The organism is Fructobacillus tropaeoli (assembly GCF_016860625.1).
GTDB lineage: Bacteria > Bacillota > Bacilli > Lactobacillales > Lactobacillaceae > Fructobacillus > Fructobacillus tropaeoli.
The window spans coordinates 79221-95171 of the sequence record NZ_BOJU01000003.1 but is presented as its reverse complement, the minus strand read 5'-3'; the positions used below and the strand labels follow the sequence as shown (position 1 = coordinate 95171).

Annotated in this window: 16 protein-coding genes and 1 other annotated feature; of the genes, 8 read left to right on the top strand and 8 right to left on the bottom strand. The window is 43.9% G+C overall.

The window, feature by feature from the left end:
- The first annotated feature begins 29 nt into the window (after positions 1 to 29).
- The 4 genes from FT12353_RS04580 (at position 30) to FT12353_RS04565 (ending at position 2131) form a co-directional block, all read left to right on the top strand.
- Positions 30 to 332 carry a head-tail connector protein gene (locus tag FT12353_RS04580; RefSeq protein WP_203618841.1) on the top strand — a complete coding sequence of 101 codons (303 nt, stop codon included), beginning with the start codon at positions 30 to 32 and terminating at the stop codon, positions 330 to 332.
- Positions 322 to 669: a phage head closure protein gene (locus tag FT12353_RS04575; RefSeq protein ID WP_203618833.1), complete on the top strand. Its 348-nt coding sequence runs from the start codon at positions 322 to 324 to the stop codon at positions 667 to 669. The genes FT12353_RS04580 and FT12353_RS04575 overlap by 11 nt, the downstream gene beginning before the upstream one ends.
- Positions 669 to 863 carry a hypothetical protein gene (locus FT12353_RS04570; RefSeq protein ID WP_187753512.1) on the top strand — a complete coding sequence of 65 codons (195 nt, stop codon included), beginning with the start codon at positions 669 to 671 and terminating at the stop codon, positions 861 to 863. Before FT12353_RS04575 ends, FT12353_RS04570 begins: the two co-directional genes overlap by 1 nt.
- A 110-nt stretch (positions 864 to 973) precedes the next feature.
- Complete coding sequence (locus FT12353_RS04565) at positions 974 to 2131, top strand: site-specific integrase (RefSeq protein ID WP_203618825.1); 1158 nt, start codon at positions 974 to 976, stop codon at positions 2129 to 2131.
- On the opposite strand, the gene FT12353_RS04560 is transcribed toward FT12353_RS04565, so the two are convergent.
- From FT12353_RS04560 to FT12353_RS04535, 6 genes are all read right to left on the bottom strand, one after another.
- Entirely contained in the window at positions 2090 to 2518 is a 429-nt protein-coding gene (locus FT12353_RS04560) for a MetQ/NlpA family ABC transporter substrate-binding protein (RefSeq protein WP_203618816.1), read from the bottom strand. The two genes, FT12353_RS04565 and FT12353_RS04560, sit on opposite strands and share 42 nt — an antisense overlap.
- A gap of 45 nt (positions 2519 to 2563) precedes the next feature.
- Positions 2564 to 3340 (bottom strand): acetoin reductase, encoded by a 777-nt coding sequence (locus tag FT12353_RS04555; RefSeq protein WP_203618814.1) that lies wholly within the window; start codon positions 3338 to 3340, stop codon positions 2564 to 2566.
- 103 nt (positions 3341 to 3443) lie between these two features.
- Positions 3444 to 3917: an S-ribosylhomocysteine lyase gene (locus FT12353_RS04550; RefSeq protein WP_168778788.1), complete on the bottom strand. Its 474-nt coding sequence runs from the start codon at positions 3915 to 3917 to the stop codon at positions 3444 to 3446.
- Positions 3918 to 4008: 91 nt separating this feature from the next.
- Positions 4009 to 4260 (bottom strand) — a binding site (T-box leader).
- 199 nt (positions 4261 to 4459) lie between these two features.
- On the bottom strand, positions 4460 to 5533 hold the full coding sequence (locus FT12353_RS04545) for a glycosyltransferase family 2 protein (protein WP_203618806.1): 1074 nt from the start codon (positions 5531 to 5533) through the stop codon (positions 4460 to 4462).
- A gap of 18 nt (positions 5534 to 5551) precedes the next feature.
- Positions 5552 to 7816, bottom strand: a complete 2265-nt coding sequence (locus tag FT12353_RS04540; protein ID WP_203618804.1) for a glycosyltransferase family 39 protein — start codon at positions 7814 to 7816, stop codon at positions 5552 to 5554.
- Positions 7817 to 8403: 587 nt separating this feature from the next.
- Positions 8404 to 9801, bottom strand: coding sequence for an APC family permease (locus tag FT12353_RS04535; RefSeq protein WP_203618802.1), 1398 nt, complete (start codon positions 9799 to 9801; stop codon positions 8404 to 8406).
- Positions 9802 to 9902: 101 nt separating this feature from the next.
- Here FT12353_RS04535 and FT12353_RS04530 point away from each other — a divergent pair, with 101 nt between their 5' ends.
- Entirely contained in the window at positions 9903 to 10772 is an 870-nt protein-coding gene (locus FT12353_RS04530) for a LysR family transcriptional regulator (RefSeq protein WP_203618800.1), read from the top strand.
- Between the two features lie 65 nt (positions 10773 to 10837).
- On the opposite strand, the gene FT12353_RS04525 is transcribed toward FT12353_RS04530, so the two are convergent.
- Entirely contained in the window at positions 10838 to 11386 is a 549-nt protein-coding gene (locus tag FT12353_RS04525; RefSeq protein WP_203618798.1) for a TetR-like C-terminal domain-containing protein, read from the bottom strand.
- Between the two features lie 144 nt (positions 11387 to 11530).
- Here FT12353_RS04525 and FT12353_RS04520 point away from each other — a divergent pair, with 144 nt between their 5' ends.
- Positions 11531 to 13018, top strand: coding sequence for an MDR family MFS transporter (locus FT12353_RS04520; protein ID WP_203618796.1), 1488 nt, complete (start codon positions 11531 to 11533; stop codon positions 13016 to 13018).
- A complete protein-coding gene (locus FT12353_RS04515) occupies positions 13015 to 13545 on the top strand; it encodes a DUF4811 domain-containing protein (protein ID WP_203618794.1) in 531 nt (176 codons plus the stop codon). Before FT12353_RS04520 ends, FT12353_RS04515 begins: the two co-directional genes overlap by 4 nt.
- Before the next feature lie 174 nt (positions 13546 to 13719).
- On the opposite strand, the gene FT12353_RS04510 is transcribed toward FT12353_RS04515, so the two are convergent.
- Positions 13720 to 14292 (bottom strand): TetR/AcrR family transcriptional regulator, encoded by a 573-nt coding sequence (locus FT12353_RS04510; protein WP_168778779.1) that lies wholly within the window; start codon positions 14290 to 14292, stop codon positions 13720 to 13722.
- Between the two features lie 168 nt (positions 14293 to 14460).
- On the opposite strand from FT12353_RS04510, the gene FT12353_RS04505 reads away from it, so the two are divergent.
- Positions 14461 to 15951 (top strand): MDR family MFS transporter, encoded by a 1491-nt coding sequence (locus FT12353_RS04505; protein ID WP_203618786.1) that lies wholly within the window; start codon positions 14461 to 14463, stop codon positions 15949 to 15951.

The following is a 15951-nucleotide window of genomic DNA, read 5'->3' as shown; positions in this document are numbered from 1 at the left end:
GGGAGTACATATATTGAAGGAGAACAGCTATGAATATTGTCACTAAAGAGGAATTAGCTAAAGAATTGAATATCGACTTAACACTAGATGAAATGAGCACAATAACATCATTAATTGAGTCTGCTAAGGCTTTGATTAGTTCAGCAATTAAATTAAACGTCACTGATGAACAGTTATTAAAAATTAATGGTGAGCTATATAACCGGCTGATTAAGACATTGGCAACGAGCTTATACTATGACCGAGAGCTAACGTCAGGATACTCAAAAGGAACGATGATTATGTTGACGAATTTACGTTCAGAGGCGTTGGGGGCTAGTGATGAAGTATAAACCAAGTGATTTTAATAAGATTGTCCGCTTTGGGTCTATCGAGAGTGTCCCTAATGAAATCAATGGAAACCTTATAGAAACGTTTGTTGAAGACATGAAGCTACACTATGCACCCAAGACACGAACGATGACACAACAGTATACGCTGTTAGGAACGAAACTAGAAGACACCATTTTAATTGTCATTAGACACAATTCTGCTGTACAGGATAAGATGCTGGCACAACTCCCAGACAATAAATACTATGAAATTGTTGGTATTAGTCCTGACGAATCGAACAACGTTATTAAATATGACATTGTCACATTGAAATTAAACCAAAAAGGAGTGGAGTGATGGAAAAACTGGAAGTAATGCAGTGGCCAAAGTGGTTACGACGCAATCAAGCTCACCGCTATTTAAGTGTTGCAGACAACACGTTTATGAAAAATTATGTACAAAACGGTAAAGTTAGAGCCTATCAGACGGCTCACGGTATCCGCTATGATCGTGATGAAATTGATGAAGCTGTTCGTCACTATTACGATTAAGGATAGTCAGAAATTGAATATTGTGGAATAATGAAAGCGTGTTAGTTTGAAAGAACCACGCTTTTTTATTTTGACCTTTTTACTCAATCATCAAAAAGGAAGAATTAAAAATGCAAATCAAAGAAGTTGATAGTAAACGTGGTAAAACGTATGAAGTAGTAGGATATTTAGGCCAGAACAAAGACGGTACTAAAGCAAGAGCAAAGAAACGAGGTTTTGAAACAAAAAGGAGTGCGCAACAATGGTTTAATAATGAAAAACTATTATTTATGAACGGGGAAAGTCGATACAATAAAAAAACAACCCCCGATGTTATGACCATTCAGGAGTTGTATGACATGTGGCTAGAAACCTATCAACACACTGTAGAGGAAAGCACACTTGGTAAAACAATCAAGACAGTTGAACTTCATATTTTACCCCAATGGGGTAGTGTGTTGGTTTCAGATATAAAGCCCATTGATTTACAACGTTATATTAACACATTACAAGGTCAGATGTTGCATTATCGAAAGGTTGTTGGTCACTTAAGGAGACTTGTCGCCATTGCCGTAAGAATGGATATGATACCCGTTGACCCATTCACTAAAGTTGAAATGCCAAAAGAACGTCGAAATCCTAATAAACCTAAGCAGTTTATGGATACAGTAGAGTTCATGGATTTTGTGGATGTGCTAGACAGCCAGTACAAGAAAATTAATTTTCAAGCCTATGTTTGTATTCGATTGGCCGCTTTCACAGGCATGAGAACGGAAGAACTGTTAGCCTTACAATGGAAACATGTTGATTTTAACGGCGGTTATATTAGTATTGTTCAAGCTTTAGGACGAGGGCTAAGAGGCGGTACTTACTTAAAGGGGACTAAAAGTAAAAGTAGCCAAAGAACACTAAAGATTGATAGCGGTATGCTTGCCATCCTTTCTGATTGGTATGAAACAACAGCGTACAAAACGCAAGATGATTTCGTCTTTAATAATGAAGGAAAAACTTTACAAATAGGCCGTCCTAATAAATGGCTACATGATGTTAGTGAACAGTATGGTGTGGCCGTTGGGTTGTCGATGCACAAATTGCGTCACACTTGGGCTACTCTGGCCTTAGATCAGGGAGCAAGCGTTAAACAAGTACAAACCTATTTGGGATACGCTGATGTCTCTATGACGTTAAATGTCTATAGCGATATAACTAAGCGTGCTAGTGATGAGACTGGTAACGTATTATCAAAACTAACGACAAAGGGACACACAAAAGAACACAAAACTCTGTAAATATAGATACAATGCCTTGCAGATGTTCCCCCTCGGTTCCAAATAGGTATTGCCGAGCACTGCAAGCTTACTTGACTTATGTGTCTGGTTATAAGCAACGTAGTAGGCATAGGATTGGAAGGCGTTGACATCAATCGTGCCATCGGCGGTGGCTTGGTTGAGGGAGACGCCATCGGTAAAAGTTTTGACGGTGATTTTTAAGCCGGCTTTCTTGGCTGCATCGGACTTGGCGATGTATTGCCAGGCCTTGGCATCGGAGCCAACTGCACCAACAGTAATATTCTTACTGCTTTTACCTTGGGCGGAAGCGTGGAAGAAAGAAAAGGCGGCCAGCAGAGCCAGGATTAAAATCACGAAACTGGTGATAAACTTTGATTTTCTAGACATTTATTCACTCCTTGTTGGGTTCAACGAACTGATTTTTCAATGAAATCAGTGGTAGCGCATGCCACCATCAATCAAAATTGATTGACCAGTAATGTAATTGGCTTGGTCAGATGCCAAAAAGGAAACGATATCGGCAACATCTCCTGGTGTGGCTGCCCGCCCTAAGGCAATTTCATCAACCACGCTTTGTCGCTGTGCTGCGGGAGTGGTTCCTTTGATCCTGGCTGTTTTGGTATCGATGTAGTCACGTAATGGGGTAATCACGATGCCGGGATCATAGGCGTTAACCGTGATATGATCCTTGGCTAATTCCTTCGCCGCCGATTGACCAAGTCCACGAATGGCGAATTTTGAAGCCGAATAGGCACCTTGTAGGGCCGATCCTTCAACGGCCGCTAGGGAAGCGGCATTGATAATCTTGCCCCCGTGCCTCTGAAGTTGGAATTGGCTAGCTGCTGCTTGGATGCCCCAGTAGGTGCCCTTGAGGTTGACGTCGAAGAGCCGTTCGACTTCCTTTGGGTCACTGTCGACAATCGTTTCGATATAGGCGACGCCGGCATTATTAACGAAAACATCAATCTCACCCAGGTCTTGAACAACTTGGTGAACGAGGGTGAAAACTTGGTCGCGCTGGGCAACATCTAGAACATAGGCTTTGGCGCTATTCGCCTGATCTTGGTTGATTTCGGCCGCCGTTTTTTCGGCTGTTTGTTGGTTAATATCGGCCACGGCAACCTTGAAGTTTTCCTGTGCCAGTCGTTTGGCGATGGCAGCACCGATACCGCGTCCGGCGCCCGTGATAATGGCAACTTTTTGACTCATCTTGTCCTCCTGACTGGCCACTGGGGGCCATCTGAATTTGCTAGCTGAGATGGGGATGATTGTTTAGTGTCAGCGTTTTGTGACTTGTCCCGCAATCGGTTACTTAGACAACCTGTCGAACATCGGGGTCAGAACTAATCCCTTGGTCCAAGATTTCAGCGGACCACTCTTTAGCTGAGAACAGGGAGTGGTCCTTGTAGTTGCCACAGCTAAACTTGTCCGTGCCCTGAACGTCTTGCCATTCGATGGTATCTCTGATTTCTGCTAAAGATTCTTTGAGGGCGATGGCAACGTCCTCCGTTGATGGCTCACCCCAGGTAATCAAGTGGAAACCAGTCCGGCAACCAAATGGGGAACAGTCGATGACACCGGCTAAGCGGTCGCGCAAAAGACCAGCGAGGAGGTGTTCAATCGTGTGAAGGCCAGCCGTCGGGATGGCATTTTCGTTTGGCTGGACCAAGCGTAAATCAAAATTAGAAATCGTGTCCCCCTGGTTGCCGTGCTCGGTGGCAATCAAACGAACGTATGGGGCCTTAACTGCTGTGTGATCTAATGTAAAACTTTCAACTTCTGCCATTTGTTTTTTCTCCTTTGATAAAACGGGACTTCTTAGTATTTGTTGCTGTTTTGGATACAGGACAATAAAAAAGTCCCGTAGTCATAAAAGACTACGGGACGATTCAATCGTGTTACCACCCGGATTCTGGCTAGCATCGCTGCTAGTCACTCAACAAGTACGTCAAAAAATGAGATACTCTAACGCGGTAACGGGCGCACCCGAACGCGGCTGATTTTAACAAAACTCACCACGTTACACGACTCCAAGACCATTTTCAACTTCTAAGCAAAACCGACTTTCACCAAATGTCAGCTCTCTATCATTTGCCGCTAAAGTTTACTTATCTCTTCAACATCAACTTTTTATTAGAGTTTACGGATGTTTTTTCTCATTTGTCAACACTTTTTTTAATTTATTTTCCAAAACGCTTTTTAAAATGACTTTAAAAATTAAAATCAATCATCCCTGGAAGCAAAAAAGAATGCCGCTAACATGATTGTTAGCGACATCCTTTTGAGGGGAAGTTTGTTGATTAAGCCAAGTCCAGATTAATCAATCGCTTAGCGACTAATCACTTGGTGGACAACCTGATAATCAGTTTCATAACTTGGTGTTTCTGTTTCTTCTGACTGGGGCATCGGACTCACTTTTGTGAGTTGGTCTTCTGCCACCGGGTAGCCATCCTCACGCTCAATCTGGAAGAGTGGACGGTGCTTGACTTCGGTAAAGATTTTACCGATGTAAGTGCCGACAACACCTAAGGCAATCAGGTTCAAACCACCGAGTAACCAGATGGAAATCATCAATGATGACCAACCGGCCGTTGGATTACCGACGATTTTTTCAAAAACCGTATAGGCAATCTCGACACCGGCAATTCCGAGGACGAGGATTCCTAGGTGGAGGAGCAAGCGAATCGGCTGGATACTAAAACTGGTAATCCCATCGATGGCAAAGGAGAGCATCTTTTTTAGTGGGTACTTGGACTCACCGGCTTGACGTTCACCACGCTCGTAGTAGACCTTAGCGGATTGGAAACCAACCAAGGGGACCATGGCCCTGAGAAAGACGTTGCGTTCTGGCATTTTGAGGAGGGCCTTCACGGCAACTTTACTCATTAAGCGGAAATCAGCGTGGTTGGGGACCATTTTGACTCCTAACCAACCAGCCAACTTGTAGAAGGCTAGAGCTGAATTACGCTTGAACCAGGTATCAGTTTGGCGGCTAGAGCGAACAGCATAGACGACTTCATTGCCTTCTAAGTACTTTTCGACCATTTGTTTAATGACGTCCGGATTGTCCTGCATGTCGGCATCAAGGGTAATCATGATATCCGCGAGCTTGCTACTTTCGGTCATACCGGCCAAGAGGGCTGGTTGATGACCAAAGTTTTTGGACAACTTAACGCCGATAATGTCGGAATTTTGTCGTTCTTGCTGTTGGATAATTGACCAAGTCTTATCAGCTGAACCATCATCAACAATCATAATGAAGCTATCTTCGCTGACGAGCATCTGTTCAACCAAGCTTGCTTTAATCCCTTGGAGGACGTTCAGCGTGGTTGGAAGAACTTCTTCTTCGTTATAAGCTGGTAGGATTAACCCTAACCGTGGGATTTTTGAACGTGTCAACATAATTGGACTCCTTTCGTCTTAATAAATTGAGGACAAATCATACAGAGTAGAGCTTGAAGAGCCACCCATTCCTGTTGGACCACCGGCTGTCATGCCGCCTGCAGTTGTAGCACCACCAGCAGTTGTCGTTGTTGTAGCTGTTGTTGTTTGGTTAGTAGCTGTCGTTGCAGACTTTGAACTTGAGTCATAGTTGACAACCGTACCCTTTTCGCGAACCCAGGCCAAGATCTTCTTGATTTGGCCATCGGAACTCTTGCTACGAGTACCAAGGACGAAGTACTTCAACTTACCATCCTTAACGAGTTGCTTAAATTGCTTAAAGGTCATCGTTGGATCAGTACCATTATAACCACCAAGGGCCATGACAGCCTTTCCTGATTTGATAATGTAACCAGAAGCTGAGTTTGAATCGGTTGTGGCAAAGAGGTACTTAGCAGAACCTTGGTGCTTTTCAGTATAAGCTAAGAGCTTCTTGTTCACAGTGCCACCCATATCGGTGCCACCACGACTGAAGAGGGATGGACCGGCAGCTGGGATGGCTGCTGAAGTATGGGTGATGGTTGGCGTGGCTGCCCAGAAGGCACCCATTGCCAAGACTGAAACGGCTGTGGCAATAACCTTTGCTTTGATTGCTGTCTTTTGTGGGAAGAGCCACCAGACACCGAGGCCAACGGCCAGGACAATCAGGATACCAGTAATGACTGGGTAGTAAGAAGAAACGTAATAAGCTTGTAGGAGTAGCGTGGCAATCACGGCGACACTAAGCATGATACGAGCAACAAATGGTTGTGTTTTGTCAACTGTTTCATCTTCACTGTTGACATCGACCTTCATCATCTTGGTAACGGCAGCGACACCGATAGCCGTCAAGGCTGCAATGGCTGGGGCCAACATGATGGTGTAATAAGGGTGGAAGAATGAAGCGACTGAGAAGAAGCCGTAAACAGGGACGAACCAGCCGGCCCAGAGGAGAACCTCTTCTTGTTCACTTGAAACGTGGTACCACTTGCTACCGCGCTTGCGGAAGCCAAGCCAACCGGCGATGAGGCCAAGGAAGGCTAATGGGAGGTACCAACCGATTTGAGAACCAAGATCGGACTGGAAGAGACGGAATGGTCCGATAGAACCGATGGCAAAGGCACTTCCAGCACCGCCCATACCGCCACGCTTACCAGTCTTACCACCAGGTTGACCAGTCATCTTGCCCATCTTACCGGTTGGCTTCTTGCCATTCATACCGGTTGGAGCTTGACCAGTTGGTGCTGTTTGGTTTTGACCGTTAGTACCAGTTGGAGCTTGGCCAGTTGGTGCAGTACCGTTTGTTGTCTGACCGGTTTGTGTACCGGTCTGATTTTGACCATTAGTGGTCTGACCAGTTGTACCAGTTCCTGTCGTCGGAGCCTGGCCCATTTGGTTCGTGCCAGTTGCTGATTTTGAAGACTTAGAAGTCTTCTTTGTTCCCATACCAGCAAAGGTACCACCAGTACCAGTTGATTGCCCAAGTAAACGTTGCGTCCCGTTGTAGCCAAAGGCTAATTCCATCAAGGAATTAGTCTGAGAACTACCAATATAGGGGCGCGAACTCTTGCTTGCTGAATCAACTGCCATTGGATAAGCCAAGGTGAAGACGGAAAGGGAAACGAGTGCGAGTCCCAACCAGCCAATCTTCTTTTTCCAAGGAATCTTGATGGCGATAATGTAGTAGGCGAACATGGCTGGCAAAATCATGAAGGCTTGGAGCATCTTGATGTTAAAGGAAACACCAATCAGAGCAAAGCTTAACATGACTAACCAGACGTTCCTCTTGTTCACGGCCTTTTGCAATGTGAAGACCGCTAATAGAAGGAAGAGGACTAAGATAGCATCCATGTTGTTTGTCCGGCTGTTGGCAACAACAGTGGGCGTCAACGTCATGAATAATGCGGCTGTCCGTCCAGCCCAGGCACCAAACTTTGGCTCTAGGAGACGGTACATGAGATAAACGGAGGTAATTCCAGCCAAGACACTTGGGAGGACAACGGACCAACCGTGAACGCCGAAGATCTTAGCGGAAATGGCCATGAACCAAAGCGCTACAGGTGGCTTATCCACCGTGATGAAGCCGGCTGGGTCAAATGCCCCGTACCAGAAGTTTGACCATGACTTGGTCATGGAAGTGATGGCTGCAGTGTAGAAACTGTTGGCACTGCCTGCATCCCAGATACCCCAGCCATATAAAATAGCGCTGAGAATCAGTATGCCGACAAGGTACCAATCAAGTTTGTGTATCCTTTTTGATCGCAAAAGCGAGGACCTCCTTCGTTCGAATAAAAATAGTGTAGGCCTAAAGCGCTATATCAAGATTAAGTGAGTATCAAGTGAATATTAAAATATCCAACGAATTAAAATCCGCTGTTGGATAAATGAAAAAATAAAAAGACCATCAAAAAATTGACAGTCTCTAACACCGATAGCAAAAGCCCACATTTTGGCCTTGATTAAGCTGCATAAAAGGAAATAAGAATCGGACAGCAAACACCATAAAAAGGCAGTCTGCAGGCGTTTTTGTCTTTAAAATAGCAGAAACATGGACAGCAGATGGCCGTTTTGCGTTGGCCATCAGACGGCCACTAACAAGAGTAGTCAAGTGGTTGAGAAACCATGTTTGAGTCATTTTTTACGCCTCCGGTATTCTTGTAAAGAAGTATGGACTTTTGACCAAAAATTGTCAAGATGTGTCCGTGTAGTGAAAAAAATTTTTCAAAAATCAGTTTGGGAAAGGATGTGATGCGACACAAAAAGACCGCGAAGCATACATTGAAAAGTGTGCGGCAACAATTGATTAAATTAAAAAAAGGGATTTGCGTTGATGGACGCAAGTCCCTTTTCTGTTACTGATTTTGTAGGTTGGAGTGACGGACACTATAGGTGAAGTAGACGGCAATTCCAATCAAGAGCCAAATGCCAACGGAAATCTTGGTGATATCTGGCAGCATGATGATAAAGAAAATGCTGCAAAGACCGGCCAAAATTGGCAGGAATGGATACCAGGGCATCTTGAAACCGGTATTTTGAATATCTGATCGACGACGGAGTTTTAAAATACCAAAAGAGATAAAGGTAAAGGCAATCAATGTTCCGGCGTTAATCAGCGAAGCCAATTGAGTTAGTGGGACGAGCCCAGCAAAAACTGCCTGGACCACGGTTGCAATTAAAACTGCATTGGTTGGGACGGCATGCTTTTGACTCACCTGACCTAATTTTTTAGGCAAAAGACCGTCGCGCCCAAGGGCATAAACGAGTCGTGACCCACCAATAAACATTGTGACCATCGCGGTAAAAATTCCAAAGAGGGCGCCAATCGTAATAAGTTTATTCCAGGCAGTCAGATGGACCACCTGAAGTGCATAGGCGGCGGGGTCATCGACGTTCAGTTCTTTGTAGTTGACGATACCAGTCAAAACTAAGGAAAAGGCGACGTAGAGGATTACGGCAATAATGACGGTTCCCAAAATGCCTTTGATGACGTTTTTACCGGGATTAATGGTTTCGGCTGAATTGGAAGCGAGGGCATCAAAGCCAATAAAGGCGAAGAAGACCGTTGCCGCTGCCGTAAAGATACCGCCCATTCCAAAGGGAACACTGTGAAATTCTTTTGGATAAAAGGGTACGTAGTTGCTGGTTTTGACATAAAAGAAGCCGACAATAATAAAGAGAATGATAATGGCTACTTTGACAATGACGGCAAAGTTTTCTACTTTCTTTGATAATTCGGTTCCCATCATGAGAATTCCGGCAATAATCAAGACAATCACGACAGCGGTGAAGTTAATCAAACCGCCTTCCATTGGGCTGGCCTGCAGGGCCTTTGGCAGGTTAAGAACAAAGCTCGCTAAAATGTTGTGATTAAAGTAGGCCGCAAAGCCAGTTGCTTCTGCTGAAACAGCCAAAAAATACTCTAAAATCAGTGACCATCCTAAGATCCAGCCAACAAATTCCCCGTAGATAACGGAGCCAAAGGAGTAGGCTGAACCGGCAATTGGCATAGCGGAAGAAAACTCCGCATAGGCCATGCCGACTAAACCAGAGACGAGGGCGGCGATTAAAAAGGCAACGGCTACGGCCGGGCCAGCATGACTAGCAGCTTCGTGACCGGGTAGGATGAAAATACCGGTACCAATCACGGCACCAATGCCAAGGGCAATTAAGTCCTTGGCGGTTAATGTTTTTTGGAGACGAGCATCAGCGCTTAGAAAATTAGCGACTGACTCTTTTTTAAAAATGTTCATACTAATACCTCAAATGTTTCTTTCTAGCTCTCTTACTATAGAAGAAATGATATGATAAGTACAATTAATAAATCGTATAGTTGTATTAGGAAAAACGATTGATGAACCATTTACTAGTTTTAGAAAAAATTCTCCAAATGAATAGCTTTACCAAGGCTGCACAAGCATTGGGGTATACGCAGTCCTCGGTCAGCCAGATGGTGGCCAGCCTCGAAAAGGAATTTGGCATTCAATTGTTAAAGCGTTCGCGTCAAGGTGTTCAACTGACCCCAGAAGGCGAAAAGCTCTATCCCTATATTGAGCGGTCGTTGCGCCAATACCAAATCTTGCAAGAAACAGCGGGGGCAATCCGGGGCCTTGAAACGGGGACTGTCCGCATTGGTGCCATTACAAGTGTTAGTTGTTACTGGCTGCCAGACCTTTTCAAACGGTTTCAAGAACGCTACCCGGCGATTGAATTTGTTTTGCATCAGGGTGATTATGGAACCATTGTCAATTGGATTCAGGATGGAACTGTTGATTTTGGCCTTATGACGGCCGACTATGGGGATGGACTGGCTAAACAAATCATCCACACTACGGAGATGAAGGCCTTTCTTCCGGCTGATCACCCACTGGCAAAATTAGACCGAGTGCCGATTGCGTCTTTGACAGAAGAACCCTTTATTTTGGTCGAGGGTGGGGGCTATAGCGAACCACTCGAGGCCTTTCGCAAGGCGGGTGTGACGCCTAATGTCCGCTACCGCATTCAAGATGATTACACGATTATGGCTATGGTCGAGGCCGGCTTGGGTATCAGTATGTTGTCAGAGCTAGTGGTTAGTCGGACTAACTTTAACGTGGTGGCAAAATCAGTTGAGCCGCAGGTCAAGCGTCCCGTGGCGATTGCTTACCGGGAGAAGGAAGCACTGCCGATTGCCAGTCAGTATTTTATGGACTTTTTAACGGCTAACCAGCAAGCACTGATTTGAAAGTGGCGTGCTGAGACGAAAATAGAAATGAAAAAGGCCAGAAACCTCGAGGGTTTCTGGTCTTTTTACTGTTCAAATAATTTTTCGGGCAGGTATTCAATTAAAAAATCAGCCATTTCTTCTGGACTTTCTTTAGTGCCTTTTTGTAGCCAGGACATAATCACCTGGAAAACAGCACCAGAAAAGACGTCTCGCGGGTAACCGGTTGGCCAATCAGCTGGTCGTTCGGTGTTCCTTTCTTCCGATACTGCTTGGAAAAATTCGTAAATATGGCTGGATAATTCGCCTTGAATCAAGAGCTTAAACCGTTTCTGTTCAGCACCAAAAACGGTGAACAGGTCGAGCAGTTGATCTTTGATACTCTGTTTTGTCCAAGAACGTGAATTGGGAATTTTGTCTGAATGGGAGCGGTGTTCTACAAGTAAGCGGTCTAAGTAGTAGTTTAAAATATCTTCAATATTCTCAAAATTGCGATAATAGCTGGCACGAGCAACACCGGCTGATTTAATTAATTGGGCAACGCGGATTTCTGAGAAGGGATGTTCGCTGAGTTCGATAAAAAAGCCATCTACAATTTGGTTTTTTAAATGACTGTCCTCTGGTGGTTGATGCATAATTTTCTCCATGTAATGTATCATGTATAAAATCATTATAGCAAATAAATAAAAAATAATGAGACATATTGACTCATTTTAAAGCTGATGATACACTATGTCTCATAAAGGGACGGGTTAAAAATCGTCGAAAGGAAAAAGAAAATGTCTGTAACACAAAACGGAAAAGGCTACAATCGAACACTAGCGTTTACCATTATGATGCTTGCTGCAATTTCTGGATCACTGATGCAAACTTCATTGGGAACGGCTTTGCCAAGTCTGATGAAGGCCTTTGACATTAGTATCTCAACAGCGCAACAAGCAACCACTTGGTTCTTGCTAACAAACGGAATTATGGTGCCTCTTTCAGCCTATTTGGCTAACCGAGTACCAACAAAATATTTGCAACTATCTGCTTCTTTGGCGTTGCTGGTTGGAATTATCATTACCATGCTGACTCCTGAGAATAGCAATTCTTGGTGGATATTTGTGGCTGGACGAATCGTCACTGCACTTGGTGTTGGGATTGTTATGCCCCTGCTGCAAATCGTAATCATTAATATGTATGCCCCAGAAGAGCGTGGTGCAGCCATGGGAATGATGGGGTTGGTCGTTGGAATGGGTCCTGCCATCGGTCCGACATTGACTGGTTGGATTTTGAAAGAAAATCATACAATTTTTGGCCTGACTTTGTCGGATCATTGGCAATCAATTTTTATTATTCCATTTATTATTATTGCCATTGCAACTCTTTTAACGCCAGTTTTCGTTAAAAATGTTATTCAAACATCAAAAATCAAGATGGATTATTTCTCAGTGGTCTTGTCAACAATTGGTTTTGGTCTCTTCTTGTGGGGCTTCACTAATGTAAGTACCCAGGGGTGGGGTGATTGGAGTCAAGTCATCCTGCCAATTTCAGCTGGTATCGTTGTCATCATTCTCTTTGGCTGGCGGCAACTTAAGCTCGACAAGCCATTCTTGGATATTCGAGTCTTTATGAATAAAGAATTTACAATTGCCTCAGCACAAATTATTTTGCTGACGATGGCGATGTATGGTGTTGAAATGATGTTGCCAACGTATCTGCAAAATGTACGTGGCTTAAATCCATTTGATTCAGGCTTGACGCTGATGTGGGGAGCTTTGTGCTTGGGCCTTATTAGCCCAATTGCTGGTATCTTGTATAACAAGGTTGGTACAAAACGTTTGTCATTTGTTGGTTTTTCCATGTTGGCGCTGGGAACACTGCCTTATATCTATTTGACACCAGAGACGCCAACGTTATTAATTACTGTCCTGTATACAATGCGAATGGCCGGTGTTGCTCTAACAATGATGCCACTGACAACGGCTGCAATGAGTGCGTTGCCCGATTCAATGGGTTCACATGGAACGGCTGCAAATAATACAGTTCGCCAGGTTGCTAGTTCTGTGGTAGTTGCATTGATGACTTCTGTCGTGCAAAACGTGACAAGTAACCACTTGCCAAGTAGTTCTTTGAAGACGACTGACCCAATTTTGTATGCAAGTAAGGCTCTAAACGCTTCGATGGATGGTTTCCAAATCGCCTTCATCTTGAGCTTTATCTTTGCTGTTATTGGTATCTTCTTACTGATTTTCTTGAAGAGCGGAAAGGAGTCAAATAAATGATTCTTTGGATTATTATGCTATTAGCAATCCTTGCCAGTGCTGTCATTTTTGTGATTAAGAATGCTGCTGTTCGCAATATCATCGGTGGCATCTTGTGGTTGGGAGTCTTAGCTTTGACAATTGTCTTGACTCTAAACATGCATGACCACCTTGGCATGGAAAAGAAGACGGTCACAACAACGACGCAAGTTTATTCAGCTGCCCCAGCGCAAGTGCCAGTTGGCATGGCTGCAGCCAAAAAGATTGGTGCTGATAACTATGTTTTGATTTATAAAGATCAAGCTAGTGACCAACAGGCCAGTGCTCATTTTGCTCCCGATAAGAGTGATGTTGTTAAGACTGTCAAGCAGTCAGCAACTTATGAAAAGGCAAACGTGACGCAGGCTCAGGTGAAAACAGTTACGACCAAGTGGGTTTATAAGAACGACTTTAACGAGTGGCTCTTTAAGCAACACAAGGAAGATAACTTGGTCAAAGTTCGTCATACTCTTCAAGTGCCTGAAAATTGGCAAGTCGTTTTAAAATAAGTTATTCTCATTAAATTAGCATTATTTTTCACAATATTTCTTCAAATACATCTCTAATAGCACCCGGGTCCTGCTTCCCGGGTGCTTTTTTGTGGGCTATTTTGGATGAAAGGCACAAAAAAAGAAGCCAAAACTCATGGTAAGCTTGGCTTTCTTGGTTGAAGTGGGGATGATTTATTCTTCTACTGACGGCTCTTTGTCGAAAAAACTATCTGGCATCGTATTGACCAAAAAATCAGCCATTTCTTCGGGACTTTCTTTGGCTCCGTTTTGTAACCAGGCCATCATGACGTGAAAGGAAGCACCAAAAACAAAGATATGTTTATAATTAAAGCCATGCTTTTTTTCAGGATGTTTAGCCTTGATAATTTCGCCAAAGTTTACAAAAAATTCATAAATATGGCTGGAAAGCCCCCTGTCGATTAACAGCATAAACCGTTCTTCCTGGCTTTTAAATGCAACAAAAGAATCAGTAAAGCGTCTCTTCATGGTTTCCCGGGTGCGATTATGGGGGATTGAACTTTGTTTCTCTTGCTCATGGTGTTGGGTCACCAAACAGGTTAAGTAAAAGGTCAAAATATCTTCGATGTTATCGAAGTTGCGGTAGTAACTTACCCGCGCGACTCCAGCTGATTTAATGAGCTGTGCAACTCTTATTTCTGAAAGGGGTTGTTCCTTTAATTGCTCAAAAAAACCGTCCACAATTTGTTGCTTAACTCGGATATTTTCTTGTTGGCCAAATTTCATCTAGGTTCCTCCACGACAAGTGTCGTTTTGTGATTAAATTCCTTTTTTTCTAAGAATATTATAGCAAATAAATAAATTTAGTGAAACATGTTGACTCAGTTAAATCTAACTGTTACACTATGTTCCATAAAGTAACTGGTACACATTGTACCACGAAAGGAAATAACGATGGAAGCAGTTCAAACAAATACTCGAACTTACAATCGAACACTCGTCGTCGTGGTCATGATGATTGCCATGGCCGCCGGTGCGTTGATGCAGACATCATTGGGGACGGCTATTCCTTCCCTAATGAAGGCTTTCGACATTAACTTGTCGACAGCTCAACAAGCAACGACATGGTTCCTTCTCTTTAACGGGATGATGGTGCCATTGTCAGCTTACTTAGCTAACCGAATTCCAACCAAAATCTTACACATGGTTGCCTATGGATTACTCTTTATTGGGGTCTTGGTAACAATGTCCACACCAGAAAATAGTGGATCTTGGTGGATTTTCATTGTTGGCCGGATTATTTCAGCCATGGCTTTTGGAATCATGATGCCAATGATGCAAATCGTCATCTTAAACATGTATGCCCCCGAAGAACGAGGCGCAGCCATGGGTGCGATGGGATTGGTTATTGGAATGGTCCCAGCCATTGGCCCAACCTTGTCAGGTTGGATTTTGAAGCAAGACCACACGATTTTGGGCTTCACTTTGTCTGATAGCTGGCGCTCAACTTTCTTGATTCCTTTGATTATTACTGGAATTGCCTTGGTTTTGACACCATTCTTGATGAAGAACGTTATTCCAACTAAGAAGGCTAAGTTGGACTTCTTGTCATTGGTTCTCTCAACGATTGGTTTTGGTCTCTTCTTGTGGGGCTTCACCAACGTCGGTTCACACGGTTGGGGCAATGTGCCAAACGTGCTCGTACCAATTTTTGCCGGTGTTGCACTCTTAGTAGTCTTCGTTTGGCGTCAGTTGAAATTATCGAACCCATTCTTGGATGTTAAGGTCTTCTTGACGAAGGACTTTACGATTCCATCTGTTGTTGGAATTTTGGCCATGATGGCGATGTTCGGTGTCGAAATGATGTTGCCAACGTACTTGCAAAACGTGCGTGGCTTGTCAGCCTTTGATTCTGGATTGACTTTGCTCTGGGGAGCCTTGTTGATGGGTGTCTTCAGTGCCATCTCAGGTGCCTTGTATAACAAGGTCGGTGCACGGGCCTTAGGAATGGTTGGTTTTGCCATCCTTGGTTTGGGAACTTTCCCATTCTTGTTCTTAACTCCTGAAACACCAACCATTATTATTAGTGTCTTGTACGGTGTTCGAATGGCCGGGATTGCCATGGCCATGATGCCAATGACAACTAAGGCCATGGCCGCTTTGCCCGATGCAAAGACATCTCACGGTACTGCCGCTAACAACACTTTGCGTCAGGTTGCCAACTCTGTTGTGGTTGCCTTGTTGACATCAGTTGTTCAAAACGTTATCAACAACAACACACCAAGTAACCATTTGAAGGTTACGGAACCATTGCGCTACGCAAGCAAGATGTTGGATGCTTCTTTGGATGGTTTCAAGATCGCCTTTATGATCAGTCTTGGTTTCGCCGTTCTTGGTTTCATCCTGGCATTCTTTGTTAAGCAAGACAAGAAGGAGGAAGCTTAA

What these genes read in the sequence shown, in the direction of transcription:
- FT12353_RS04580 (WP_203618841.1), top strand. Translation starts at nt 30, where the DNA reads ATGAATATTGTCACTAAAGAGGAATTAGCTAAAGAATTGAATATCGAC.
- FT12353_RS04575 (WP_203618833.1), top strand. Translation starts at nt 322, where the DNA reads ATGAAGTATAAACCAAGTGATTTTAATAAGATTGTCCGCTTTGGGTCT.
- FT12353_RS04570 (WP_187753512.1), top strand. Translation starts at nt 669, where the DNA reads ATGGAAAAACTGGAAGTAATGCAGTGGCCAAAGTGGTTACGACGCAAT.
- FT12353_RS04565 (WP_203618825.1), top strand. Translation starts at nt 974, where the DNA reads ATGCAAATCAAAGAAGTTGATAGTAAACGTGGTAAAACGTATGAAGTA.
- FT12353_RS04560 (WP_203618816.1), bottom strand. Translation starts at nt 2,518, where the DNA reads ATGTCTAGAAAATCAAAGTTTATCACCAGTTTCGTGATTTTAATCCTG.
- FT12353_RS04555 (WP_203618814.1), bottom strand. Translation starts at nt 3,340, where the DNA reads ATGAGTCAAAAAGTTGCCATTATCACGGGCGCCGGACGCGGTATCGGT.
- FT12353_RS04550 (WP_168778788.1), bottom strand. Translation starts at nt 3,917, where the DNA reads ATGGCAGAAGTTGAAAGTTTTACATTAGATCACACAGCAGTTAAGGCC.
- FT12353_RS04545 (WP_203618806.1), bottom strand. Translation starts at nt 5,533, where the DNA reads ATGTTGACACGTTCAAAAATCCCACGGTTAGGGTTAATCCTACCAGCT.
- FT12353_RS04535 (WP_203618802.1), bottom strand. Translation starts at nt 9,801, where the DNA reads ATGAACATTTTTAAAAAAGAGTCAGTCGCTAATTTTCTAAGCGCTGAT.
- FT12353_RS04530 (WP_203618800.1), top strand. Translation starts at nt 9,903, where the DNA reads ATGAACCATTTACTAGTTTTAGAAAAAATTCTCCAAATGAATAGCTTT.
- FT12353_RS04525 (WP_203618798.1), bottom strand. Translation starts at nt 11,386, where the DNA reads ATGCATCAACCACCAGAGGACAGTCATTTAAAAAACCAAATTGTAGAT.
- FT12353_RS04520 (WP_203618796.1), top strand. Translation starts at nt 11,531, where the DNA reads ATGTCTGTAACACAAAACGGAAAAGGCTACAATCGAACACTAGCGTTT.
- FT12353_RS04515 (WP_203618794.1), top strand. Translation starts at nt 13,015, where the DNA reads ATGATTCTTTGGATTATTATGCTATTAGCAATCCTTGCCAGTGCTGTC.
- FT12353_RS04510 (WP_168778779.1), bottom strand. Translation starts at nt 14,292, where the DNA reads ATGAAATTTGGCCAACAAGAAAATATCCGAGTTAAGCAACAAATTGTG.
- FT12353_RS04505 (WP_203618786.1), top strand. Translation starts at nt 14,461, where the DNA reads ATGGAAGCAGTTCAAACAAATACTCGAACTTACAATCGAACACTCGTC.